General features: G+C 70.9%; 21 protein-coding genes. 8 read left to right on the top strand and 13 right to left on the bottom strand.

The features are described from left to right. Positions 1-90 precede the first annotated feature (90 nt). Both AC27L4_RS32100 and AC27L4_RS32105 read left to right on the top strand, forming a co-directional pair. Positions 91-651 carry a sigma-70 family RNA polymerase sigma factor gene (locus AC27L4_RS32100; RefSeq protein WP_487146771.1) on the top strand — a complete coding sequence of 187 codons (561 nt, stop codon included), beginning with the start codon at positions 91-93 and terminating at the stop codon, positions 649-651. Next, positions 641-1,426 carry an anti-sigma factor family protein gene (locus tag AC27L4_RS32105; protein ID WP_487146772.1) on the top strand — a complete coding sequence of 262 codons (786 nt, stop codon included), beginning with the start codon at positions 641-643 and terminating at the stop codon, positions 1,424-1,426. Before AC27L4_RS32100 ends, AC27L4_RS32105 begins: the two co-directional genes overlap by 11 nt. Before the next feature lie 79 nt (positions 1,427-1,505). Here AC27L4_RS32105 and AC27L4_RS32110 read toward each other — a convergent pair whose 3' ends face one another. The 5 genes from AC27L4_RS32110 to AC27L4_RS32130 all read right to left on the bottom strand — a co-directional run bounded on the left by AC27L4_RS32110 (position 1,506) and on the right by AC27L4_RS32130 (position 6,537). Next, positions 1,506-2,519, bottom strand: coding sequence for a purine-nucleoside phosphorylase (locus AC27L4_RS32110; RefSeq protein ID WP_487146773.1), 1,014 nt, complete (start codon positions 2,517-2,519; stop codon positions 1,506-1,508). A gap of 225 nt (positions 2,520-2,744) precedes the next feature. Next, on the bottom strand, positions 2,745-3,500 hold the full coding sequence (locus tag AC27L4_RS32115; protein ID WP_487146774.1) for a hypothetical protein: 756 nt from the start codon (positions 3,498-3,500) through the stop codon (positions 2,745-2,747). Positions 3,501-3,612: 112 nt separating this feature from the next. Next, positions 3,613-3,882, bottom strand: a complete 270-nt coding sequence (locus AC27L4_RS32120) for a hypothetical protein (RefSeq protein ID WP_487146775.1) — start codon at positions 3,880-3,882, stop codon at positions 3,613-3,615. Further along, positions 3,863-4,675, bottom strand: coding sequence for a DUF899 domain-containing protein (locus AC27L4_RS32125; protein WP_487146777.1), 813 nt, complete (start codon positions 4,673-4,675; stop codon positions 3,863-3,865). The genes AC27L4_RS32120 and AC27L4_RS32125 overlap by 20 nt, the downstream gene beginning before the upstream one ends. Before the next feature lie 161 nt (positions 4,676-4,836). Next, positions 4,837-6,537 (bottom strand): SWIM zinc finger family protein, encoded by a 1,701-nt coding sequence (locus tag AC27L4_RS32130; protein ID WP_487146778.1) that lies wholly within the window; start codon positions 6,535-6,537, stop codon positions 4,837-4,839. 407 nt (positions 6,538-6,944) lie between these two features. Here AC27L4_RS32130 and AC27L4_RS32135 point away from each other — a divergent pair, with 407 nt between their 5' ends. Beyond that, positions 6,945-8,168, top strand: coding sequence for a helix-turn-helix domain-containing protein (locus tag AC27L4_RS32135; protein WP_487146779.1), 1,224 nt, complete (start codon positions 6,945-6,947; stop codon positions 8,166-8,168). Positions 8,169-8,197: 29 nt separating this feature from the next. Further along, the gene (locus AC27L4_RS32140; protein ID WP_487146780.1) at positions 8,198-8,854 is read left to right on the top strand and encodes a Vgb family protein; all 657 of its coding nucleotides are present in this window, start codon (positions 8,198-8,200) and stop codon (positions 8,852-8,854) included. Between the two features lie 64 nt (positions 8,855-8,918). Here AC27L4_RS32140 and AC27L4_RS32145 read toward each other — a convergent pair whose 3' ends face one another. The 3 genes from AC27L4_RS32145 to AC27L4_RS32155 all read right to left on the bottom strand — a co-directional run bounded on the left by AC27L4_RS32145 (position 8,919) and on the right by AC27L4_RS32155 (position 12,435). Further along, positions 8,919-9,389, bottom strand: a complete 471-nt coding sequence (locus tag AC27L4_RS32145; RefSeq protein ID WP_487146856.1) for a cytochrome P460 family protein — start codon at positions 9,387-9,389, stop codon at positions 8,919-8,921. Between the two features lie 60 nt (positions 9,390-9,449). After that, a complete protein-coding gene (locus tag AC27L4_RS32150; RefSeq protein WP_487146781.1) occupies positions 9,450-10,481 on the bottom strand; it encodes an alpha/beta fold hydrolase in 1,032 nt (343 codons plus the stop codon). Between the two features lie 205 nt (positions 10,482-10,686). Continuing rightward, positions 10,687-12,435, bottom strand: a complete 1,749-nt coding sequence (locus tag AC27L4_RS32155; RefSeq protein ID WP_487146782.1) for a cytochrome c biogenesis protein DipZ — start codon at positions 12,433-12,435, stop codon at positions 10,687-10,689. 280 nt (positions 12,436-12,715) lie between these two features. Between AC27L4_RS32155 and AC27L4_RS32160 the strand changes: the two genes are divergently transcribed. Next, on the top strand, positions 12,716-13,456 hold the full coding sequence (locus AC27L4_RS32160) for a response regulator (protein ID WP_487146783.1): 741 nt from the start codon (positions 12,716-12,718) through the stop codon (positions 13,454-13,456). After that, on the top strand, positions 13,453-14,775 hold the full coding sequence (locus AC27L4_RS32165; protein WP_487146784.1) for a sensor histidine kinase: 1,323 nt from the start codon (positions 13,453-13,455) through the stop codon (positions 14,773-14,775). The genes AC27L4_RS32160 and AC27L4_RS32165 overlap by 4 nt, the downstream gene beginning before the upstream one ends. A gap of 14 nt (positions 14,776-14,789) precedes the next feature. Here the strand turns inward: AC27L4_RS32165 and AC27L4_RS32170 are convergent, their stop codons facing one another. Further along, positions 14,790-15,764 carry an isocitrate lyase/PEP mutase family protein gene (locus tag AC27L4_RS32170; RefSeq protein WP_487146786.1) on the bottom strand — a complete coding sequence of 325 codons (975 nt, stop codon included), beginning with the start codon at positions 15,762-15,764 and terminating at the stop codon, positions 14,790-14,792. A 64-nt stretch (positions 15,765-15,828) separates the two neighbouring features. Between AC27L4_RS32170 and AC27L4_RS32175 the strand changes: the two genes are divergently transcribed. Then, positions 15,829-16,800, top strand: coding sequence for a LysR family transcriptional regulator (locus tag AC27L4_RS32175; RefSeq protein WP_487146787.1), 972 nt, complete (start codon positions 15,829-15,831; stop codon positions 16,798-16,800). Positions 16,801-16,944: 144 nt separating this feature from the next. Here the strand turns inward: AC27L4_RS32175 and scpA are convergent, their stop codons facing one another. After that, entirely contained in the window at positions 16,945-19,077 is a 2,133-nt protein-coding gene (gene scpA, locus AC27L4_RS32180) for a methylmalonyl-CoA mutase (RefSeq protein WP_487146788.1), read from the bottom strand. A gap of 136 nt (positions 19,078-19,213) precedes the next feature. Then, positions 19,214-20,041 (bottom strand): SDR family oxidoreductase, encoded by an 828-nt coding sequence (locus tag AC27L4_RS32185; protein ID WP_487146789.1) that lies wholly within the window; start codon positions 20,039-20,041, stop codon positions 19,214-19,216. Between the two features lie 94 nt (positions 20,042-20,135). On the opposite strand from AC27L4_RS32185, the gene AC27L4_RS32190 reads away from it, so the two are divergent. Further along, positions 20,136-21,050, top strand: a complete 915-nt coding sequence (locus AC27L4_RS32190) for an AraC family transcriptional regulator (protein ID WP_487146790.1) — start codon at positions 20,136-20,138, stop codon at positions 21,048-21,050. Between the two features lie 138 nt (positions 21,051-21,188). Here the strand turns inward: AC27L4_RS32190 and AC27L4_RS32195 are convergent, their stop codons facing one another. Both AC27L4_RS32195 and AC27L4_RS32200 read right to left on the bottom strand, forming a co-directional pair. Further along, a complete protein-coding gene (locus tag AC27L4_RS32195; RefSeq protein ID WP_487146791.1) occupies positions 21,189-21,866 on the bottom strand; it encodes a DUF3142 domain-containing protein in 678 nt (225 codons plus the stop codon). Positions 21,867-22,687: 821 nt separating this feature from the next. Further along, entirely contained in the window at positions 22,688-24,814 is a 2,127-nt protein-coding gene (locus tag AC27L4_RS32200) for a PA5441 family protein (RefSeq protein WP_487146792.1), read from the bottom strand. Positions 24,815-24,890 lie beyond the last annotated feature (76 nt).

Below are 24,890 nucleotides of genomic sequence, written 5' to 3' on the forward strand. Positions count from 1 at the left end.
AAAGATTATTGGCGCGGCGGGAATAAATCGCCGCAGTTCGGGATCAGATGTCAGGACGAGCCCATTGGCCGGAGCGCCCGGACGGACCGGATGACCTCGCTGCAGGATTTCGAGCGGCAATCGCTCGCGCATATGGAGGCGGCCTACAACCTGGCCTATTGGCTGGTGCGCGACCGCGACGATGCCCAGGACGTGGTGCAGGACGCCTATCTCCGCGCCTTCCGCGCCCAGGCAGGCCGGGTCGGCGACGACATCAAGCCGTGGCTCCTCGCCATCGTGCGCAACGTCGCCTATCGCTGGCTCTCCGTGCGCAACCGTTCGGCCAAGGTGATCTCGTTCGAGGGCGCGCTGGCGGGCCGGGACGATGACGAGGCGCGTCTGCTCCAGGTGCCGAGCGGGGAGCCCTCGGCCGAGGAGATGATGATGAGCCGCGCCGACCAGGGCCTGGTGCGCGCCGCCCTGGCGGAGCTGCCGCCGGCTTTCCGCGAGGTGGTCGTGCTGCGCGAGCTCGAAGGCCTCAGCTACCAGGAGATCGCCGGCGTGACCGGCGCGCCGATCGGCACGGTGATGTCACGACTGGCCCGGGCCCGCGACCAGCTCCGGGAGCGCCTGCGTGCCCTGCTCGCCAAGGAGACGAAGAATGCGCTGTGACCAGGCCCGCGAACGCATCGGCATGCTGGTCGACGGCGAACTGCCGGCCGGCGAGCGCGAAGCCCTGATCGCCCACGCGGCCGGCTGCCCGGACTGCGCCCGCTGCCGCGACGACCTGACCCGCCTGCGCCGCCATTTGCAGGCGACGCGCGAGCCGGCCCCGGCGCGGCTGGCGGCGCGCCTGTCGGCGGCTCTCGCCGTCGAGGCGGCCGGGCCTCCCGTCGTGCTTCCGGCTCAGCCGGGCTTGCGGCAGGCCCTGGCCGGCCGCATCGCCCACGGGCTCGCGCCCTATCTGCGCCAGGCCGCTGCCGTCCTGCTCGCCTGCGTGATCTCGGCCGGCGGCACCGCCTGGTGGCTGCAGCGCGCCGACGGCGAGGCGGCACTCTCGCGCGACGTGCTCGCCGCCCATGTCCGTGCCCTGATCCAGGACCGCCCGGTGCAGGTCGTCTCGCTCGACACCCACACGGTGAAGCCATGGTTCGCCGGGCGCCTCGACTATTCGCCCATGGTCAAGGACCTGGCGGCCGAGGGCTTCCAGCTCGTCGGCGGCCGGCTCGACTATGTCGACGGCCGGCGCGTCGCGGCGCTGGTCTACAAGCGCCGCCTGCACCAGATCAGCGTGTTCGTCTGGCCGGCCGGCGCGCAGCCCGCGCCGCTCTACGCCGCCAAGGTCGAAGGCTTCAACGTCCTCGGCTGGAGCCGGGGCGACATGTCCTACTGGGCGGTGTCCGACCTCAACGAGGGCGAGCTGCGCGAATTGCAGGCGCTCCTGTGAGCACCTGCGCCCCGGCACCTCGCTTGCGAGGCCGTCCGACCGGACTGGCGCCGGATGCCGCGGGCATCCGGCGTTCCCGTCACTCAGCGCCCTTCGACCAGGACGGCCAGTCCTTGATCACGGCATCGGCGAAGGTCGAACCGACACGGTAGGCGTTGGCGACCGAGGGGCCGAAGCCGCCGGAGTTGGAGGCAAGCGACTCGGCCGCGCTCTGGCCGGGCGCCTCGCGGTCGAAATTGGACGCGGTGCGCAGCACGGCGATCCGGTTGAAATCGAGCAGGCCGGCGTCGGCGCCCCGTTTCAGGGCCGTCAAGGAGGCGTTGTCCTCCATCTGGGTGGTGCAGTAGTTCGCCTTGCCGTCTGTCGAGTCCTTGGCCCAGCGCTCGATCGCCTCGGCGATCTTCGAGCCGTGCCAGTAGGTGTCGATCGACACGGTGTCGCACAGCTTCACCACCGGCTTGCCGCGACCGGCCTCCTCGCCGTAGCGGCTGCGGTACTGCCGGGCCTGCTCGCTGTCGGCGAGCTCGACCGACTTCGTCAGATCGAACGCCTTCTCGGCCAGCTTGGCGTTGAGGGCGTAGACTTCCGAGCCGGCATGCCATCCCGCCTTGTCGCCGGGCCGCTTGGCGCCGAGCGCCAGCATGCCGTCGGGCCAGTCGGCCGGGATCTGGCGTGGGTCGATGTCGTGGCGGAGGCCCCCGTCGATGACGTAGCGGGCCCAGAGCGCCGAGCCGAGCGTCGCGTCCTTGGGGTCGACCCCGGCGATGCCGTCGATCAGGAAATAGGTCTGCTTCAGGTCGAACTTGCCGCTGAGGACCAGCGCCGCCACCGAGCTGGCGGCGTTCGAGAATCCCATCGCGGTCGTCATCAGGCACAGCCCGGCCTCGTCGCAGGCGACCTCGGGATAATCCGCCGACAGGCCGGGCACCTTCACCCTGGTGGTCAGCGCCCTCGCCTCCAGCCAGGGCTTGGCCTCCTCGCCGAACATGGTGATGACCATGACCTTCGGCGCGATCGGCTCGGCCGCCTGCGCACCGCCCGCGCCGAGCGCCACGGCGAGCCCGAGGCTCGCGCCGAAGCAATGTTGTCTCATGACCGTCCCCCTTCGATGCCGACATTGGCCTGGCGCCGGGACCTGCAGGTCGACCGCCGCCCGGCACGGTGCGCTCGGGACCGATCCAGTGGGATCGACCGAGCCATCGCGCCGAGTTCGGATATAGCCATAGCGGACAGGTCCGCGCCAATCGGGTCCCGCCGGCGGATGCACAGCCCCGCGCTCATGGCCGAAGGGGGCCGGCCCCGCGGATCTCAGGCCGGCTCAGTGCTCGCCATGCTTCAGGCACAGAACATCGCGATAGGCGCAGAGATCGGCGAGCAGCGCCTTCTCGTCGGTCAGGATCTTCGCTTTTTCCGCCTCGCCCGTCAGTTGGATCACATAGCTGTGCTCGGGCGCGCCCTGCTGGTCGATGAACGGGCTCGTCAGGCTGGCATGGTCGGCGAGGTTGGGCCGCGCCCCGAGGTCGGCGTTGGTGACGCGCGGCGCATAGAACATCACATGCGGCATGGCCATGGTGTGGACGGTCATGTCGGGCGGCCCGATCGTCCGCATGACCGGCGCGACCATGTAGGAGACGCCGACCCTGTCCGGAACCCGGTAGACGCCCTCCCGGTAACGCCTTTGGATCTCCGCCTTCAGGGCGGCGGCGCCCATGCCCTGTGCGCGCAGGGCGGCCGCTTCCATGATGTGCCGCAGATAGGTCCCGCTGCCCGCGGTGTCGTAGCAGAGCGGGATATAGATGTCGTCGCGGTCGTCGCCGAGGTCCCAGGACGTGCGCTCGACGATGCAGCTCACCCCGCTCGTCCCCTGCCGGGCCAGGCGATACCCCTTGTCGGGATCGAGGAGGTAGACACTCGCATCCCCGCGCAAGGCCGGAGGTGCGGCGCTGAGGGCCAGCCGCGTCTCGAGATCGGCCGGCATGCGATCCAGCGCCGTCCCGGTGGCCCAGCCCGGCGCGGCGGTGGCCATGGTGGCGGCCGCGAAGGCGGCAAGCGCGGCGATCCATCCGATGTTCATGTCTCTCTCCTGTTCGATGGGGCGCATGCCGGCCCATGGCCGCGGGCGAGCCGCGGCGTCGAGGGCCGGCATGAATGGGCGGAGTTCTTTCTCTGGTCCGGCCGGGACCGGATCAGGACCTTCCGGCGGCGGCGCGGCGCCCGGCGATCAGCCTCAGCCAGGGCGCGGCATGGAAGACGCTCATCAGGAGATACATCGGCACCATGCCGCCGAGGGGCGAGGCATTCCTCCCGGCCGAGCAGACCATGTCCGGCGCGGCGCCCTGGGTCGCCGTCAGCAGCGCCACGATGGCGAAGGCCGGCGTGGCCGTCAGGCAGAGCCAGTCGGCCGCGCCGAGCGGGGCCGACCGGCTGCCGCCGATGTCATGCCGAGCAGCAAGCATGGCGGCTGCCCTCCTGCGCCGACCGGACGCTCTCGTACTCGTCATGGCGGCGCCACCACACCCCCGTCTCGTTGCGGCCCTTGGGGGCGCGGTCGAGCCACTGATACGCGCTCCACAAGCCGTCCAGTCCGCGCGCATAGGTGGAGTAGGTATGGTAGATGACACCATCCTCGAGCACGAAGGCGCTCATGCCGGGCCTGTCGCGCTGGAAGGTGGGCACGTCGGTGCCGCACATGGCCGCGAACCCGCATCCCGCCCCGTCGCCCTCCTGCCCGTCGCGCCAGAGGAACGCCGGCTCGCGCCGGTAATTGTAGTCGATGGTTCCCTGGCGCTGCTGCGCCTCGGTGAAGGCGACGTTGAAGTCGGCGTTGAAATCTCCGTCCTGCGAGGACGCCCAGGGGAACGTCCAGCCCATCCGCTGCCTGTAGACCAGCAGCTTGGCGAGCGGCGCCCGCGACACCGCCCAGAGCATCACGTCATGGTTGGCGAGGTGCGTCGTGAAGCCTTCGAAGCCGTCGGCGATCATCGAGCAGGACGGGCAGCCCGCCGCATAGTCGGGGCCGAACATGAAGTGATAGACGAGCAACTGCGAGCGCCCCTGGAAGAGATCCGCCAGCGAGGCGCTGCCCGCATCGGTTTCGAAGCGGTACATCTTGTCGAGTCGGACCCAGGGCAGCGCCTGCCGCCGCCGCGCCAACTCGTCGCTGCGCCGCGTCAGCTCCTTCTCCGCCTCGAGCAGGTCGAGCCGCGCCGCCAGCCACTCCTCGCGTGTTCCCGTGATATGCGTCGTCATCGGTCTTCTCCCTCGCCTGTCCCGCGCGGCCTGCCCTCGACGAGGGCGGCCGCTCGGCGGTCGCGGCACACAATGGCGCCGGCGGGCGGAGCGGTGGGAGTGACAAGTTTGGCGGGATTGCCGCGGATCAGGCGGTCACGGCCTCGGGAAGGGTGTGGCCGCTATCTCGTGACATCCCGGTCGAGCAGCTTCATGAAATTGCGCCGGCGGCCGAAGCGGGCCCTGACCCCGACGACATAGGCCGCCTGCTCGCTGCGGTCCCGCAGCCTCCCCATGCGGGCGATCAGCGCCACGGCCTCCTCATAGCCGCCATTGCCGCCGCCTTCGGCGAGTTGCTCCACCCGCTCGGAATACACTTCGAGCGCCGCGCGCGGATAGGCCGCCTCGCTCGCCCGGGCGAGGCTTTCCCGCAATCCGATCGAAACCTTGTGTGCGCGCACCGCGGCCCAGGCCGCCTCGAACAGCCCTTCCCGCATGAGGACCCTGACGAGAAGGTCGGCGGGAAAGTTCCAGCTCCAGGTCTTGCCCCGCTCCTTCCCCAGCCGGGCCTCGAGCAGCGCCACCGCACGATCGCGTGCACTCTCGCCGCCGAGGCCGCGCAACCGCTCATACAGCGCCATGTTCGGCTGCTTGCCGAACAACTGCCACAGACGCGCCTCGGCGTCGTCCTTGCGCCCGGCATTCACGAGGAGATCGACGGCCAGCAGGACCAGCCGCTCGTCGACACGGCTTTCATCCTCGAACACCCACAGCCCTTCCTCCGCGCGGCGCAGCGCCTCCTCCTCGCGTCCCTGCGCCCGGCAGAATTCGACGAGCTGCATATAGTCCCAGGGCGTGGACAGGTTTTTGGCGCGCAGGGCGATGCGCGCCTCCACATCCCCGTCGCGCTCGGCGAAAAGGTCCAGGATCGCCGCGATCCCAGTGTAGTCGCCGGAAAACGGGCGCTCGCCGCCCCTGGCTGGGGTCCTCGGCGGCAGTTCCGCCCAGGCGACCGACGCCAGACGGCGGTATTCGGCCTCCCCGGCCTGGCCGAGAACGTCGGCATAGATTTGGGCGGCGCCGGAAAACGTGCCGTAGTCGCCATGCAGTTCCCGTTCGAACAGATCGCGCGCCAGCGCCACGGGATCGGGTCTCGCCGCGCGGGCCGCGGCGAGATGGATGTCGCGAGCCCGCTCCAGCAGCCCGCCGCAATGACCGTCGGAATCGTCGACGCTTTCGATGGCGTCCGCGATCAGGTCGAGCGCCCGCGTCGCCAGCGCCAGTGCCGGGCCGGCTCGTCCGCCCGGCACGAGATCGGCCACGGCATCGAGCACATCCTCCACGCCGGCGGCCCAGCTGGACGCCTCCCGATACTCGATATAGGCCCCGGTTCGCGTCGCGGCTTCGAGGGCGTTGCGCAGGCGGGACTCGACGGTCCGGTCCTCGCCCTGCTCGATCGCCGACGCCGTGTCCAGGCGTCGAAACAGCACCGGATCGCCCATGGCCAGATCGATGATCATCTCGACCAGGGCGTCTATGCCCCTCGCCGTCAGGTGCCTGCGGATGCGGGCCAGCGTGTCGTCGCCAGCCTCGTCGCCGGTCACGGCGTTGGCGGCCAGCGCCGTCGCCACCATGTGCTTGCACGCCCCCCGGTCCGCGAAGGCCGGGCAGGAGCATTTGCCCGCGATCGCTCCGTCGCGCACGCCGACTTCGGTGCGATAGATCTGCGTCCCCGCCACCTCTGCCAGGGCGCGGTCCGGCTCGACGCCGAGCAGGGTGACCAGCCCGCCGGCGTGATAGGATGCGCCGCGCTCGAACACCGTCTTCCCCACCAGGTCGCGCAGGACGTCGAGATCAAAACGGAGCCGGGTGATATTGGTCATGGCGGGCACAGCGATCCGTCGCGCTCGATCGTTTGCGGGATTTCTTCGAGCGGGGCGGAGGAATGGAGGCGACGTCCCCCTTGACATGATCGAGGCGCGAGAAGGCGGAATCGGCCCCACCTCTCCCGCCGCGTCGGCATGCTCCCGGCTCCGCGTCTGATTCGTTCGCCCCGCCCCCCCGGCAGCATATTGCCGGTTCGGGGGGAATTGCGAGGCTCGGCGCCCGCTTCTTCCCGCTGGAGACGGTCGCGGCCGCCGCCGGCCATTCTCCCATGCCCGGATCGGCTGTTCTTCCTTGACTGTCGCGCGCCACGCGGTTCGTTCTCGTCGGGCGGCCTGCCCGGCCGCCGCGGCACCGCGCGGCGCCCGAGGCCAACCGGTGGGAGGACAGGCTTGGCGGGATTGCCATGGACTCGCTGATCACGGCCGCGGCGCACGCGCTCGCCGCGGGCGATCCCCTCGGCGCGCTGAAGCGGGTTGCGTTGCGTGACGATCCGCCGGCGCTGGCGCTGCGCGGCATCGCCATGGCGCAGCTCGGCGATCTCGCGCGGGCCAAGGTCCTGCTGCAGCGGGCGGCGCGCGCCTTCGGTCCGAGGGATACGGTGGCGCGCGCCCGCTGCGTCGTCGCCGAGGCGGAGATCGCGCTGGTCTCGCGTGACCTGCGCTGGCCGACACGGGCGCTCGATGCCGCGCGGGCGACGCTCGAACGGTATGGCGACCGGGCCAACGCCGCCTATGCCCGCTATCTCGCCGCCCGCCGCCTCCTGCTGATCGGCCGCCTCGACGAGGCCGAGCGCGTGCTCGCCGGTCTCGATCCGGCACCGCTGCCGCCGGCCTCGCGCGCCGCGCACGACCTGGTGGTGGCGGGGATCGCGATCCGGCGGCTGCGCACGCAGGACGCGCGCGCGGCGCTCGCCCGGGCCGAGCGCGCCGCGCGCCAGGCCGGCGTCCCGGCGCTGCTGGCGGAGATCGAGGGCGCCTCACTGGTGCTCGACACGCCCGCCGCGCGCCTGATCGCGCCGGGCGAGCAGCGCCTGCTCCGGCTCGAAGAGGTGGAGGCGCTGCTGGCCTCCCAAGCGCTGGTGATCGATGCCTGCCGCTATTGCGTGCGGCATGCCGGCGCGGTGGTCTCGCTGGAGACGCGGCCGGTGCTGTTCGCACTGGCCCGGGCGCTGGCCGAGGCCTGGCCGGGCGACGTGCCGCGGGCCGGCCTCATCGTCCGGGCTTTCCGCGGCAAGGACGCCGACGAATCCCATCGTGCCCGGCTGCGGGTCGAGATCGGCCGGCTGAGGGCCGAGCTCGGGCCGCTGGCCGATATCGGCGCGACGCCGAACGGCTTCGCGCTGACGCCGGCCCGGGCCGGCGACACCGTGGTCGTGCTGGCCCAGCCGATCGATGAGGAGCATGCCGCGACGCTCGCCCTGCTGGCCGACGGCGAATCCTGGTCGAGCTCGGCGCTGGCACTGGCGCTCGGCGCCAGCCAGCGTACTGTGCAGCGGGCCCTCGACGAGCTGGCGGCGACCGGCCGGGTGCAACCCGTCGGCCGCGGCCGCGCCCGCCGCTGGATGACGCCGCCCGTGCCGGGTTTCCCGACAGCCTTGTTACTCCCGGCGCCCATGCCGAACGGCTAGGCTTGATGAAGAGCCAAGGAGAATGGACAATGCGTCGATCGTCCGCCGAAGTCCTGCGCGAATACGGCCCCTTCCCCGATGTCAAGCACGTGGCCGGCGTCACCTATGACGGCCGCAACGTCTGGTTCGCGTCCGGCGACAGGCTCAACGCCATCGACCCCGACAGCGGCGCGGCGGTACGCGCGATCGATGTCGCCGCCCATGCCGGCACCGCCTTCGACGGGCGGCATCTCTTCCAGATCGCCGAGGACCGCATCCAGAAGATCGATCCGGAGTCCGGCGAGATCCTCGCCACGATCCCCGCCCCCGGCGGCGGCGGCGATTCCGGCCTGGCCTGGGCGGAGGGCTCGCTCTGGGTCGGGCAATATCTCGGCAGGAAGATCCATCAGATCGACCCGGAGTCGGGCGAGGTCCTGCGCGTCATCGAATGCAGCCGCGTCGTCACCGGCGTCACCTGGGTCGACGGCGAGCTCTGGCACGCCACCTGGGAGGGCGGGGAGAGCGACCTGCGCCGGATCGACCCGAAGACGGGCGACGTGCTGCAGCGGCTCGACATGCCGGCAGGAATCGGCGTGTCCGGGCTCGAATCCGACGGCGGCGACCGCTTCTTCTGCGGCGGCGGCGACAGCGGCCTGGTGCGGGCCGTCAGGCGGCCGAAGCGGACGACGGCCCGGGCGGCGTCGTAACGCGCCGCCGGAGCCCGGCGTCGTCCCGAGGCCCCGCGGCCGTGTCGCGAAGACGCGCTGCGGCTCAATGTGCATACCGCGTGAAGACGAAATCATGCCCCTTCACGCGGGCCTCGTGGCAGGCGAAGCAGGTGCGGTGCTCGGCTTCGCTGGTCGGCCTGCCGTCGACGAAACGCCCGAAACCCCAGCCGCCGGTGGCGGCGTATTTCCGGGAGTCCTTGACCATGACCTGGACGGCCGTCGCGGCGCCCGGCACGGTCGCCAACGGAAACTCCTCCGACTGCTTTTCCTTCCAGGTGAGCTTGACCAGGACGGTGCCGTCCGGGAACGGCAGGGTGCCGGCGCGATAGGCCTCGGCTGCGGCGCCGTTGCCGAGGATGGCGCGGATCTCGTTGAAGGATCCGCCCTCGAGCGCGGGCGCGATCAGTTGCCACTGCCGATAGCCCTCCGGCACCGTGACGCCGTAGACCGGCGAGGCGGCCTGCGGCTCCGCGCCAACGGCGGCCGCCGACAGCGCGGCGACGGCGGCAAGCATCGCAGCGACACAGGGCAGGATCATCATGCGGGTCATCGGCAAGCTCCGTCGGATGGATGGTCAGAGTGCGGCGACATCGATCACCGCCCGGGCGAAGGCCTGCGGAGCCTCCTGCGGCAGGTTGTGGCCGATGCCGCCCGTGATCAGCCGGTGCTCATACTTGCCGGAGAACTTCCCGGCGTAAGCATGCGGATCGGGATGCGGCGCGCCGTTGGCGTCGCCTTCCAGTGTGATCGTCGGCACGCCGATCGTCGGGAACGCCGCGAGCCGGCGCTCCAGCTCGTCGAATTTCGGCTCGCCGGCGGCCAGGCCCAGCCGCCACCGGTAGTTGTGGATGGCGATGGCGACGTGGTCGGGATTGTCGAGCGCGGCGGCCGAGCGCTCGAAGGTGGCGTCGTCGAAGGCCCATTTCGGCGAGGCCGACTCCCAGATCAGGCGGGCGAAATCCCGCCTGTACCTGGCATAGCCGGCCTCCCCACGCTCGGTGGCGAAGTAGTACTGGTACCACCATTGCAGCTCGGCTCTCGGGGGCAGCGGCGTCCGGTTCAGAGCCTGGCTGCCGATGAGATAGCCGCTGACCGAGACCATCGCCTTGCAGCGCTCCGGCCACAGCGCCGCCACGATATTGGCGGTTCGCGCGCCCCAGTCGCAGCCGCCGATGACCGCCTGGCCGATCTTCAGCGCATCCATCAGCGCGACGGCGTCGACAGCGAGCGCCGCCTGCTGGCCGTTGCGGGCGGTCTCGGCCGAGAGGAAGCGCGTCGTGCCGTAGCCGCGCAGATAGGGGACGATCACCCGGTATCCGGCCGCCGCCAGGATCGGGGCGACATCGACATAGGTGTGGATGTCATAGGGCCAGCCGTGCAGCAGCAGCACCGGCGGACCATCCGCCGGGCCAGCCTCGGCATAGCCGACATCGAGCCCGCCGGCCTTGACCTGCTTCAGCGCGCCGAAGGAGCTCCCGCTCCGTGCCTGCGGCGCCCGCCCGGATGTTTCGGCGCCGGCCGGAACCGGCCCGAACGAGGCTGCGGCCCAGGCCAGCATCGCCGTGCCGAGGATCCTGCGCCGCCCCTGATCGATTGTCTCCGACATGTTGGTCTCCCGACAGTTGATGTGTCCTCGCAGGACGCCGCAGCCATGTATCCCGGCTGTGTCGTCTCCGGCCGGCATCGAAAGCCCCGGTATCATCCGGCCTGCAGGATACAGACCAATACGAAACGGTGCATCGGCTTGTCAGTCCCGGGATGAGCGCCGCGCTCGGCTGCGACGGCGCCCCAAAGGCCTGGCCTCCCGCGGCTCAGCCGAAGGTGAAGGCATAGGCTTCGACGCCCGGATCCAGGAAGCGGATCTCGAAGGTCCGCTCGCGCACCTCGCCCGCCTGCCGCACGAGCTGGTAGAGCCTGGTTTCGGAGATCGTGCCGTTGCCGTCGGCATCGACGTCCGCGCCGTGGTCGGCTCCCGGCGCCCGGCCGTCGACCGTCACCCGGATCCGGATCGGTCGCCCGCGTGCGCCCGGGCCGAGAACGAGATGCAGGTCGCGGGCGCTGAAGCGATAGGCGATGCCGCCGTCCGGCCGATTGAGCGTGGCCTGCTCGGCGCCGACCGTCCAGTTGCCGGAAAAGCCCCATTGATTGCGGCGCAACCCGCCCGCCGTGTAATCTTGGGCACGGTCAGCCCCGACACTCTCGGGCGAGGCGAAGTTCTCGGCCCTCCTGTAGCCGACATCGGTCTCGCCCGAGCCGAGCGCGCCGAGGTCGGGAGCGGCTTCCGCGCCCCGCGCCTGCGGCGACACGAGGGGCCCGTCTGCCTTGCGGCTTCCCGCCGCTTCCGCCAGGAGGTCGCGGATGACCTGCTCCGTCTGCTCGTAGTCACCCTCGCCGAACTGATGGAAGCGGATGCGCCCCTCGGCGTCGATGACGTAGTGGGCCGGCCAGTAGCTGTTGCGGAAGGCGCGCCAGATCTTGAAATCATTGTCGACGGCCACCGGATAGGTGATGCCGAAATCGCGGACCGCCTGCTCGACGTTGCCGATCTTGCGCTCGAAGGCGAATTCGGGCGCGTGGACGCCGATCACCACGAGGCCCTGGTCCTTGTACTTTTCGGCCCAGGCCCGGACATAGGGCATGGTCCGGATGCAGTTGATGCAGGAATAGGTCCAGAAATCGACGAGCACGACCTTGCCGCGCAGCTGCTCGGCGGCAAGCGGCCTGGCGTTGAGCCAGGTCACCGCGCCGTCGAGCGAGGGGGCCGTCCCCTCGACGGGCAGGCTGCTGCGATAGGCCGGATGCCCCTCCGCGGCCGCGGCGGCAGTCGCATCCCCGACCGGCGCGTCATGCAGCCGATCGAGCAGGGACTGCTCGAGACGGCCGGTGCTGGCATAGGACAGGCGCGCCAGGACGCCGGTGTCGAGCCCGAGGGCGATGACGCCGACGCCGGCGAGGACGGCGACGCCCAGCGCCTGCCGGATGCGCTCGCCGATGCCGAGCGAACGCTTCATCGCCGCGAACACCCGGCCGCCGGCAAGCACGGCCAGCGCCAGGGACGTCGCCGCGCCGGCGGCGTAGGTGACCAGGAGCAGGGTCGTCTGCGGGTTGGCACCCTGCAGCGCGGCCCCGGTCAGCACCAGGCCGAGGACCGGGCCGGCGCAGGGCGCCCAGAGCAGGCCGGTCGCGACGCCGAGCAGCAGCGACCCGCCGACGCCCGGTCCGCCGGCATCGGCCGTGCCGGAGAGCCGGTTGCCGAGCGCGACGATCGGCCGGGTGAGGAAGGCGGCCGCGCGCGCTGAGACGAGCGTGAGGCCGAACACGGCCAGCAGCGCGACGGCGGCCGATCGCCCCGCCTCATTGGCATGGACCGCCCAGCTTCCCCCGACGGCGGCGAGGCTCGCCACCGCGGCGAAGGCGGCCACGAGGCCGACCAGCATCGGCAGGACATGGCGGAGGAAGGACTGATCGGCCCGGGAGAAGACGAAGGGCAGGATGGGCAGGATGCAGGGGCTGACGATGGTCAGCACGCCGGCGAGATAGGAGACGATGAACAAGGTCATGACGGATCCTCCGGGACGCCGCCGATGTGCGCGGGCGCACCGGCAGCGTCGAGCAAGGCCCGCAATTCACAGGCGTGGCGTATCTGCGGTGTGTTCCGGCCCCATGGGATTTGTATCGCCGTGTAGCCCCTCGGGACGCGCCCGGCATGGCGGAAATCGTGTCCGGCCGTGTACCGTCCGGGAGCGCCGATACATGGCGATACAATTCTTCCCCGGGACGCCCGGTTGCCCTGCGCCCCGCAATGCTAGACTGGCGGGAGCATCATCGGGGCACCGCCGGATGGACCATATCGACCATGTGCTGATCGTCGACGACGACCGGGAGATCCGGGACCTCGTCTCCAGCTATCTGAAGAAGAACGGCCTGCGCGTCACCGTCGCCGCCGACGGCCGGCAGATGCGCGCCTTCCTCGACGGCGACCGGGTCGACCTCGTCGTGCTCGACATCATGATGCCGGGCGACGACGGCCTAGTGCTGTGCCGGGAGCTGCGGGCCGGGCGGCACAAGGCGACGCCGATCCTGATGCTGACGGCGCGCAGCGACGAGACCGACCGGATCGTCGGTCTGGAAATGGGAGCCGACGACTATCTGGTCAAACCCTTCGCCGCCCGCGAGCTGCTGGCCCGGATCAAGGCCGTGCTGCGCCGCACCCGCATGCTGCCGCCGAACCTGCAGGTGACCGAGGCCGGGCAGTTGCTGACCTTCGGCGACTGGCAGCTCGACACGGTGGCCCGGCATCTCCTGGACAAGGACGGCACCGCGGTGGCGCTGAGCGGCGCCGAATACCGCCTGCTGCGCGTCTTCCTCGACCATCCGCAGCGGGTGCTCTCGCGCGACCAACTCCTCAACCTGACGCAGGGCCGCGAGGCCGAGCTGTTCGACCGCTCGATCGACCTGCTCGTCAGCCGGCTGCGGCAGCGCCTGCGCGACGATGCGCGCGAACCGGCCTGCATCAAGACCGTGCGCAGCGAGGGCTATGTCCTGGCGATGCCGGTCGAGATCACCACGGCGCGGGCATGAGCGCGCTCGGTCGGCTGCGCGCCTTGCGCTGGCACCTGCCGCGCAGCCTGCGCTGGCGGCTCTTCCTCATCCTGCTCGCCGGGCTTGCCGCGGCGCACGCGCTGTCCTTCGCCGCGCTGTTCCTGGAGCGCACCATGAGCGCCAAGGCGATGATGCTGACGACGCTCGAGAACGACGTCGCCACCTCGATCGCCCTGCTCGACCGCCTGCCCCCCGGGGAACGGCCGGGCTGGCTCGCCCTCCTGGACCGGCCGACCTACCGCTACGAGATCGGTCCGGGCCAGCCCGGCGTGCCCGAGCTCAGCCGGCGGGCCGCCGAGATCGCCCAGACCGTCAATGCCGGGGCCGGACGGCGCTTTCCCGTCCGGGTCGAGAGCATCCCGGGCGACCGGGAGCACCTGCAGGCGCATGTCACGCTCGGCGACGGCTCGCCGGTGACGATCGACATCGTGCCGAAGCCGATGCCGCTCGCCGCCTGGCTGCCGGCCGTGCTGGCCGCCCAGCTCGCGCTGCTCATCCTCTGCACCTGGTTCGCCGTGCGGCTGGCGATCCGGCCGCTGCTGCGTTTCGCCACGGCGGCGGAGGCCCTCGACCCCGGCGGCACCGCGGCCCGGCTGGAGGAAGGCGGACCGACCGAGGTCGCCTATGCCGCGACCGCCTTCAATGCCATGCGCGACCGCATCGCCCATTATCTCGCCGAGCGCGTACGCATCCTCGCCGCCATCTCGCACGACCTGCAGACCCCGATCACCCGCATGAAGCTGCGGGCCGAGCTGGCCGAGGACAGCCCGGAAAGGGACAGGCTCGTCGCCGACCTCGGCGAGATCGAGACGCTGGTGCGCGATGGCGTGGCCTATGCCAGGAGCGCCCACGGCAATGTCGAGAAGCCGACCCGCATCGATCTCGGCTCCTTCGTCGAGAGCCTCGCCTTCGACTACCAGGACACCGGCAAGAGGGTGACGGTGTCCGGCACGGTCGAGAGGGCCGTCCTGACCCGGCCGCACGCCCTGCGCCGCATCCTCACCAACCTCGTCGACAACGCCCTCAAATTCGCCGGGGCGGCGGAGATCGAGGTTGCCGGGACGCCGGAGGGACGGATCCGCATCGCCGTCCTCGATCGCGGCCCCGGCATTCCCGCCGACCAGCTCGAAGCCGTGCTGCAGCCCTTCTACCGCCTCGAGCAGTCGCGCAACCGCGACACCGGCGGCACCGGCCTCGGCCTCGCCATCGCCCATGAGCTGGCCCTGGCGATCGGCGGCAGCCTCCGGCTGCGGAACCGGGACGGCGGCGGGCTCGCGGCCGAGGTCGTGCTCGACTGACGCGGCGAGGCCGCTCAATGCTGCGGCGCGGATGCGCCGCGCGCCTGCGCGAACAAGGCGTTGAGGTCGGATTGCGGGATCTGCTGCTCGGCAAAGCCGATCGTGCCGTGGTCGCGCAGCTCTTCGGCGCAGCGGCGGACGAAGCCGAGTGCGGAGCGGGCGATGCTGCCGCCGAGGCTGATCCGCCGCACGCCGGCGGCGAGCAGGGCGCGGGCATTGCCCTTCGCCGTGCCGAGCCCCATCACCACGTTGATCGGCCCGGCGATCTCGCGCGCCAGCAGGCCGGCGGTGTCGACGTCGCAGGCGCCCGGCACGAACAGGCAGTCCGCTCCCGCTTCGCGGTAGCGGCTGCAGCGGCGGATGGCGTCGGCGAGGCCGGCCCTGCCCGACTGCAGGACCGCGTCGCTCCGCGCCGTCAGGACAAAGGCGCTGCCGCGGGCGTCGATGGCGGCGCGGGCTGCCGCGATGCGCGCGACTGCGAGATCCTCGTCGTAGAGCCCCGGCCGGCCGGGGACCTTGTCCTCGATGTTGCCGCCGGCGACGCCCGCCGCGATCGCCAAGACGATGGTCTCGGCGACCGCCTCCGGGCTGTCGCCATAGCCGGCTTCGAGATCGGCATTGACCGGAACCTTCGCCACGCCGGCGATCAGCCGGATATGGTCGAACATCTCCTCGCGCGACACCGCGAGCCCCGGCGACGCCATGCCGTAATCCGCCTTGCCCAGCGCGAAGGCGATCCCGGCGCTGGTGGTGGCGATGGCCGGGAAGCCTGCCGCGGCCAGAACGGCGGCGCTGCCGCCGTCCCAGGCGTTCGGCATGATGAAGCCCTCCCGGGCGGCGTGCAGGGCCTTGAAAGCGCGCGCGTCGGTCTCGCGATCATGCGGCATGTCGATCTCCTCCCAGGTGTTTTGCGCGGCCCTTCGCTCGATCGAGACGCCGGGCCGGCGCAGGGTCCGGTCCGGCCGGAGCGCCTTCGCCCCTTCGTTCATGCCGCTTGCCCCACCATTTGTCGAAGTCATAATATCTCTGATCCTGATCAGCTTTTTGCATGCCATGGACAGCGAAGCCCTCCTGACCTTCGTCACCATCCATCGCGCCGACGGGTTTTCCGCCGCGGCGGAGCGCCTCGGCCGGTCCCAGCCGGCCATTAGCCGGCGCATCGCTCTGCTGGAGGACCAGCTCGGCGTGCCGGTCTTCGAGCGCGTCGCCGGCGGCGTGGTGCTCAGCGAGGCGGGCCGCACGCTGCTGCCCCACGCCGAGCGCGTGCTGGCGGCGCTGGGGGATGCCCGGAGCGCGATCGACGCCATGCGCAAGGAGGTTGCCGGCCGCGTCTCGATCGCCGCGGTCGGCACGCTCGCCGGCACCAACCTCACCGCGGTGCTCAAGCGCTTCTCGAGCGACCATCCCGGGCTCGACCTGTCGATCAGCACCGCCAACAGCATCGAGGTCAGCGACATGGTCCGGCGGGGCGAGGCGGTGATCGGCCTGCGCTACCTCCTCGACATCTCGCCCGATCTCATCTGCGAGCACATCGCCTCGGAAGCCATGGCCGTCGTCTGCGCCGCCGACCATCCCTTCGCGGGCGAGCGCCTGGCCTCGCTCCTGGCGCTGCGCCACGAGCGCTGGTTCGCTTTCCGCAACGCCTACGAGCAGCGCGAGACCTTCGCCGACAACATCTTCGCCCAGTTCCAGGCGCGCGGCGTCGGCGAGATCGGCTGGACGCCCGTCGACAGCCTCAATGCGATGAAGCGCCTGGTCGAGGCCGGCCTCGGCGTCGCGCTGCTGCCCGAGAGCGCCATCGACGAGGAGCGGCGGGCCGGCTCGCTCGCGACCATTCCGGTCGCCGACCTCGTCGTCGCCAACCCGGTCTACGCCGTCGTGCGCCGCGGCGGCTATCTCAGCCCCGCCGCGCTCGATCTCCTGGCGCGGCTGCGCAACGCGCCCGACCTCGCCGGCCGGCCGGCGCCCGCGCGCCGAGGCAAGGCAAAGGCGCCCGGCAAGCGGAAAGCGGCCGGCCAACCCTGACGGGCCGGCGGACGGAGGCGCCGAGATCCCGTCGATCCGACGGTTCGCGGTAGCGACGGCCTTCGCCGGCAGGTCTCAAGCCGGCAAAACTTCTCGACGCTTTGAGATCGCGGTCAGCCGAGCCCTCAGCTCGATTTGGTCAAGTCAGGCGTTCCGCCGCCTGCCCTCCATCAGGTCGAGGATGGCGCGGGCGGCGTCGAGGACGTTGGTGCCGGGGCCGAATACGGCCGCGACGCCGTGGTCGAAGAGATACTGGTAGTCCTGCCGCGGGATGACGCCGCCGACCACCACGATGATGTCCTCGGCGCCGCGCGCCTTCAGCGCCTCGACCAGCTTCGGCGCCAGCGTCTTGTGGCCGGCCGCCAGCGACGACATGCCGACGACATGCACCTTCGAGGCGACCGCGAGGTCCGCGGCCTCCTCCGGCGTCTGGAACAGCGGCCCGGCCGTGACCGCGAAGCCGAGGTCGCCGAAGGCGGAGGCGATGATCTTGGCGCCGCGGTCGTGGCCGTCCTGCCCGAGCTTGGCGACCAGCAGCCGCGGTGCTTCGCCGAGCCCGGCGGAGAAGCCCTTCACCCGGGCGACCAGGGTCTCGTATTCCGGCTCGCCGGCATAGGAGCCTTCATAGACCTTGCGCACCACCTTCGGCACCGCGGCGTGGTCGCCGAAGGCCTTGCGCATGGCGTCGGAAATCTCGCCGACCGTCGCCCGCGCCCGCGCCGCCTCGACGGCCGCTTCCAGGAGATTGCCCTCGCCGCCGGCCGCGATCCCGGCCAGCCGGGCCAGGGCTGCGTCCACCTGCCCGGGGTCGCGCAGGCGCCGCGTCGTCTCGATGCGGGCGACCTGCGCCTGGCGCACCGCCCGGTTGTCGATGTCGAGGATGTCGATCGGCTCCTCGTTCTCCAGCCGGTACTTGTTGACGCCGACGATCACCTCGTCGCCCCGGTCGACGGCGGCCTGCCGGCGCGTCGCCGCCTCCTCGATCAGGCGCTTGGGCAGCCCCTCGTGGACGGCCCGGGTCATGCCGCCCATGGCCTCGATCTGCTCGATCAGCGCCCAGGCGGCGTCGGCGAGATCCTTCGTCAGGCTTTCCACGTAGTAGGAGCCGGCGAGCGGATCGACGACCCGGGTGACGCCGGTCTCGTGCTGCAGGATCAGCTGCGTGTTGCGCGCGATGCGGGCAGAGAACTCGGTCGGCAGCGCGATGGCCTCGTCGAAGGAGTTGGTGTGCAGCGACTGGGTGCCGCCCAGGACCGCGCTCATCGCCTCGAAGGCGGTGCGCACGATGTTGTTGTAGGGGTCCTGCTCCTGCAGCGACACGCCGGAGGTCTGGCAATGGGTGCGCAGCATCAGCGAGGCGGCCTTCTTGGGTTGGAACTCCTGCATGATGCGGGTCCACAGCAGCCGCGCCGCGCGCAGCTTGGCCGCCTCCATGAAGAAGTTCATGCCGATGGCGAAGAAGAAGGACAGGCGCCCGGCGAAGGCGTCGACGTCCAGTCCCTGCTTCAGCGCGGCGCGCACATATTCGCGCCCGTCGGCCAGCGTGAAGGCGAGCTCCTGCACCAGCGTCGCCCCGGCCTCCTGCATGTGGTAGCCGGAGATCGAGATGGAGTTGAACTTCGGCATCTCCCTGGCCGTGTAGGCGATGATGTCGGCGACGATGCGCATCGACGGCTCGGGCGGGTAGATGTAGGTGTTGCGGACCATGAACTCCTTGAGGATGTCGTTCTGGATGGTCCCGGAGAGCTTTTCGCGCGGGACGCCCTGCTCCTCGCCGGCCACGATGAAGCTCGCCAGGATCGGGATCACCGCGCCGTTCATGGTCATCGACACGGAGACCCGGTCGAGCGGGATGCCGTCGAACAGGATCTTCATGTCCTCGACGGAATCGATCGCCACGCCGGCCTTGCCGACATCGCCCTCGACGCGCGGGTGGTCGCTGTCATAGCCGCGGTGGGTGGCTAGGTCGAACGCCACCGACACGCCCTGCTGCCCGGCCGCCAGGGCCTTGCGGTAGAAGGCGTTCGAGGCCTCCGCCGTCGAGAAGCCGGCATATTGGCGGATGGTCCAGGGGCGGCCGGCATACATGGTCGCGCGCGGGCCGCGCAGGAAGGGGGCCTCGCCCGGCAGCGAGCCGAGATGGCCGATGCCCTCGCTGTCCTCGGCGGTGTAGAGCGGCTTCACGTCGATGCCTTCCGGCGTGCGCCAGACCAGCGTGTCGGGATCGGCCTTGATCTCCCGTTCGGCGAGGGAGCGCCATTTTGCGTTCTGCGTCATGCCGGCATCCTCGCCTGTCTGCATCTGTCCGTCAAAGCGGCTTATCGCAGCGCGGCAAGATGGTGAAGGGACCACTGCCCCGGGCCGGCGCCGCGTCGCGACGCCGCGCGGAGCGGCGCCGCCCGGCGACGGCAGGTCACGAGGTCCGGGGGCCGAACATCTCGCGCATTTGCCGCTGATACTCCTCCTCCGAGCGGCTCCGGCGCAGATCCGCGAGCAGCTTCGTGTCCGCTCCGGCGGGATAGCGGAGCCGGGCGCCCTCGTCGGTGGCGGCCGCGTGCACCGCCTCGGCGACATCCGCCTCGCTGCAGAAGGCGGTGGGATAGGCCGCGAGCCGCGAGAAGCACGCCCGGGCGAAGGCGCCGTAGTCGTCGGGGATCAGCCCCTGCATCCGGGCGCTGCCGTTCGAGCCGAAATTCGTGCTGGGCGCGTAGCCGGGCTCGACGAGGCGCGCCTTGATGTTGAACGCCTCCAGCTCGTAGGCGAGCGACTCGGTGAAGCCCTCCACGGCGAACTTGCTGGCGGCGTAGAAGGCGACCAGCGGCATCACGCCGATCGTGACGCTCGACGTGACGTTGACGATCACGCCGTGGCCCTGCCGGCGCATCCGCGGAATGATGGCGCGGCACGCGGCGAACACGCCGAACGTATTGGTCTCGAAGATGTCGCGGACCGTGCCGTCGGGCGTCGCCTCGACGACCGAGGCAAGGCCTATGCCCGCATTGTTCACCCAGACGTCGATCGCCCCGAACCTGGCGACGGCGGCGTCGATGGCGCCGGCGATGCTCTGCGCGTCGGTGACGTCGAGCGGCAGCACCTGCAGGCGCTCCGAACCCGCCGCGAACACCGTCGGGTCGGGCCGCCGCATGGTGGCGACGACGTTCCAGCCCCGGTCGAGGAAGAGCTCGGCGGTCGCCTTGCCGTAGCCCGACGAGGTTCCGGTGATGAGTACGGTCCTGGGCATGTGAGGTCTCCTTCATTGCGATGGAGGCACACTAGAAATTCTGATCGGGACGATCCATAATCGCACGTCCGAGATCAGTTACGGATCGTCCAGGATGGACCCGCTCAGCGACGTCATCGCCCTCCTGCGCCCCAGCACGGCGGTCTCCAAGCCGATTTCGGGCCGCGGACGCTGGGGCGTGCGCTACGCCGCCCATGACGCACCCGGCTTCACGATCATCCTGCAGGGGGAGTGCTGGCTCGCCTTCGCGGGCGAGGCGCCCGTCAGGGTCCGCAAGGGCGATTTCCTGCTGCTGCCGTCCACCCCACCCTTCTCGCTCTGCAGCCATCTCGGGGTCGAATGCGAGCCCCGGGATCCGGTGGACGTCGCCGTCCGCCATGGCGACCAGGAGGGAGAGCCCGACTTCGTCTCCCTCGGCGGCACCTTCCGGATCGAGCCGGTGAACGCGCCGCTGCTGCTGGCGCTGCTTCCCGGCCTCATCCACATCCCCGCCTCGGAGGGGCGCACCGGACGGCTCGGCCGCGTCGTCGAGCTCATCATGGACGAATGCGCCGGCGAGGCCCCGGGCAAGGAGATGATCCTGCAGCGCCTGCTCGAGGTCCTGCTCGTCGAGGCGCTGCGGTGGCGCAGCCTCGATCCCGACGCCGCGCCCGCCGGCCTGCTCCGCGGCATGCGCGACCCGGCCCTGGCGCGGGCCCTGCGCGCGATGCATGCCGACGTCCGAGCGGGCTGGACGGTCTCGGAGCTCGCCGGGATCGCCGGCATGTCCCGGTCGGCCTTCGCGGCGCGGTTCGGGACCGTGCTCGGCTGCGGTCCGATCGAATACCTGGCCCGCTGGCGGATGGCGCGGGCGAAGGACGCGCTGCGGCACGGCGCCATGAGCCTGGACCGGATCGCCGACGAGATCGGATACGAGTCCGCCAGCGCCTTCAGCACGGCCTTCCGCCGGCGCCTCGGCTGCCCGCCCGGACACTTCGCCCGTTCCGGGGATGCGAAGGCGCCCCCGTAGCGCGGGGCGCGGCCTCCGCCTTGACGGCCTGCGTCCGGAGCCTGGCGTCCAGCGTCCGGCTCGCGTCATGCCCGGCAAGCGATGCCCCCGCGGACCGTCCCGGTCCGGATGCAGGCGCGGCTGTCGCAGGCGGCAGGCTCACGCCCGCGGCGGATTGCGCAGGAACACGACGAAGCCGCGGAACCACGGGTGTGACGCCAGCCCGGGCGGCATCCGCCACTCGCCGCCCTGTAAGAGGCCGATGCGGAACGGGATCTTCAGCCGGTCCAGCCTGGCGAGATAGGCCTCGTAGCCGGGAATGACCCGGCGCCCCTGGTAGATCTGCAGCACGACCTCGTCGACGACGCCGGCCAGGGCCGTGAGGCCGGCCGGGTCGCCGTTGGCGCTCCAGTCGAGCAGGCCGGTGATGCCGAGCCGGCAGTCCGCCGGCAGGCGGCGCCTGAGATCCGCGAGGAACCGGGCATAATCCTCCAGGTGGCGGGTGCGGGCGTCGAAATCGATCTGCAGGCCGGCGACCGCATTGCCGGCCGAGCGCCAGCGCTCCAGTTGGGCCAGGACCTGCCGGGTGACCTCGGGCGGCCAGCGCAGCGTGCCGACGCGCACCACCATCCACAGCTCCGGCCCGCGCACCCGCGGCATCGCCGGCCGCTGCGCCACGAGGCGGACGGGATCGCCGGCCGTGACCTCGCTCTGCAGGAGATAGAGGCGGCGCGCCCGCGCCAGCACCGGCTGCGGCCTGACGCCGGCCCACAGCCAGAAGGCGTCGTAGTCGCCGGCCTCGACCGTGTCCGCGGTCGCGGCCGGGCTTGTCCCCACGGGCGGCAAGGCAGAGCCGGACCATGCCGCTCCCGAGAAGGGCGATGTCCTTTCCGCCGTCATGGCCGGACTTGGCCCCATCGGCGCTGAGATAAGTTCTCGTCGGGCAAATGGGCTCGCCCGTTCAATCGCGTCATGGCCGGACTTGATCCGGCCATCCACGCGCACGCAACGATACAGAAGCGGGTGACGACAACCCCCAGTCGCCGTGTTCGCGTGGATGGCCGGATCAAGTCCGGCCATGACGGCTGAGGGGGCGTCGCCTTTCCCAGCAGCGACGTGGTCCGTCTCTATCTTAGCGCCGATGGGACTTGATCCGGCCATCCACGCGCACACAACGACACAGAATCGGATGAAGATAGGCCCCAATCGCCGTGTCCGCTCACGAGATCGCACGCGATCTCGCAGCGAAATCGAGTTCGATTTCGCTCGGGATGGCCGGATCAAGTCCGGCCATGACGCGATTGAGCGGGCGAGCCCATTTCCCCGACAATCACTTATCTTAGGCGTCCTTCACGGATAACTGAATCGATGGTTTGAGAGCGCGGCGGATACATCTTCGACTGGGCGAGACTTGTCATCTCAGGCAAGAATGCGACGCCTGTGCCTTCCCTCCCCCTTGCTGGGAGGGATAAAGGGTGGGGGTCGTAAAGAACTGGCTGTGCCTTTTCCTGTGAGACCCCCACCCCTTACCCCTCCCCGCAAGGGGGAGGGGAACTGCAGGCGTCGTACCTGAAGCAGCTATTCTTGCGCGATTCCTTAGCGTCGACGGAACCTGATCCGGCCATGACGATTCGAAGTACTTGGTCGCGACCGGATCCTCACCAGTAATAGGTCAGGTCCTTGGCCCAGCGCGACGCGGGATAGTCCTGCTTCAGGCGGCGGAACCAGCCCGCGCGCTCCTTGCGCGGGGCGCCGCCGCCGCCGCAGGCATTGTTGCCGGAGGGCGCATAGCAGTTGACCGCGCGATAGAGCGCATAGGCCTTGTCGTCCGCCGCCGCCTTCGGATCGGCGATGATCGCCCTGTAGGTCTCCAGCCGCGCATAGGGCTTGCCGGGAAACGTCGAGGGGGCGCCGCCGAGCTCGTCCTTCGGAGGCTGGGTGTCGAGGAACAGGCCGTCGAGGCCGGCGATGCGCATGAAGTCCGCCAGGCAGAGCCGCGCCCGGGCGTCCTGCGGCGCGCGCGCCAGCCGCGCCTGCGTCTCCGCCAAAGACGGGCAGTCATACTCCCCGGCGGCGACGGGCTGCGTGAACACCTGGGGCGACATCTCGCCCATCAGGCTGCCGGATGTGCCGTCGGAGGGCTCCGCCGGCGCTTCCGCCGGCCCCACCAGCGCCAGATCCCGGGCGAAGTCGGCATGGGGGCCGCGCGTCGCATCCTTGTAGAGCAACGTGAAGACCGCGAGGTCGCGCTCATGCGCGCTCGCCTCGGGCGCCTTCGCCTGCCGCCGCAGCAGGGCGGCGTCCGCGCCATGGGCCAGCAGGATCGCGCGGATCGTCGGGTTGCGGACCGGCGATCCCGCCGCGAACACCGTCTCCAGCGCGCCGGCGCGCTCCTCGTGCAGGACGATCGCCAGCTCCAGCGCCGGGCGCTGGTACGGGCCGGTCGCGCCCGTCAGCATGTCCGCCCAGAAGCCGCGGGCGTTGCGGTCGGCCAACGCCTCCAGCGCCATGCCGCGCAGCATCTGCCGGCTGAACTGCAGCGGCCCGAACGTGGCCTGCCGTGCCGCATCCGGGATCAGGCCGAGCACGGCCTTCGGCTTCTTCTGGACGTAGAAGGCATGGGCGGCGAGCAGATAGTCGAACAGCGCCGGATTGGCCGAAAAGGCCGGGCGCTGCGCCTCCAGCTCGGCCAGGGTGATCCGCGTGTCCTTCTCGCCCTTGTCCGGCGCGCGCATCCGGGCGAGGTCCATCACCGCCAGCAGGACCGGATCGCGCGTCTCGGAAACCTCGAGGCCGGGCAGCAGCTTGTTGTCGATCTCGTCGGCCAGCACCCCGTCGTCGAGCCCGCGCGTCGGCCCGTCCTCGGCGAACAGCGCCGCATATTCGGCCGCGAGCTTGTCCTTGCGGCCGCCGAGCCAGTCGACGCGGCGCATGAGGCCCCGCGCCGACCTGGCATAGGCGCCCTGCGGATAGGCCTTGAGATAGGCGCCGAGCGCCGTCTCCGCGCGGTCGACCAGCGCCGGCGCGATCGTGTCGGCGTCCTTGGGATAGCCGTACTCGTCGAAGGCGTCGACCTGCATGCGGTTCACCGCGACCCGCCCGAGCATGTAGAGCCCCGTCTCCTTCAGCCAGGGCACGTCCGACCCGCCGAGCGACGCGAAACGCGCCGACGCGGTGTCGAAATCGCCGTCATAGAAGGCCTGCGTGCCTTCCAGATAGGCGAGGAACGCCTTGCCCGGCACCGATTGGATCTGATCCGCTATCCCCTCCGGCTCCGCCGCCCTGGGGTTCGTACAGGTCGGCGACAGCGCCTTGCGCGCGCCGACCAGGGCCACCCGCTCCGCCTCGGGCAGCGCCGCCGTGGCGGCGACGGCGGCCTCGAACTCCGCCATGCCGGCCTCGTTGCTGCGGCACCGCGAGCCCTCGCCCGAGGCATAGCCGCCGTTGAAGGAGTCACCGGGACCGGAAAAGAGGCGGGTCTTCAGGGCCGGCCAGTCGAACAGCGGATCATCCCCGCCGCCCTCCCCGCCCCCGCCGGCCGCCGCGGGCGCCGCCGTGGCGCGCGGATGCCGATCCGCCAGCAGCAGCACCAGGTTGACGCGGGTGTCGTTCCCCGGCGCCAGCATCGCCATGTTGCCGCAGTCGGTCAGGGTGTCGTGGGCGAGGGTCCAGGCCGGGGAACAGCTGATGTCGGCACTGGCCCGGGCGGAGTGGGGAGCGGCGAGGGCGAGGAGGAGGGCGACGGCGGGGGCGGCGAGACGGCGGGTGAAGAAGGATGGGGTCATGGCGTCGGCCTGGACTGCGCGCGGACATACCGTAAGAGGCTTGGAGTTCATCATGGTGCCTAGACACGGATGGACC

This window comes from Labrys sp. Lb11 (assembly GCF_057554225.1).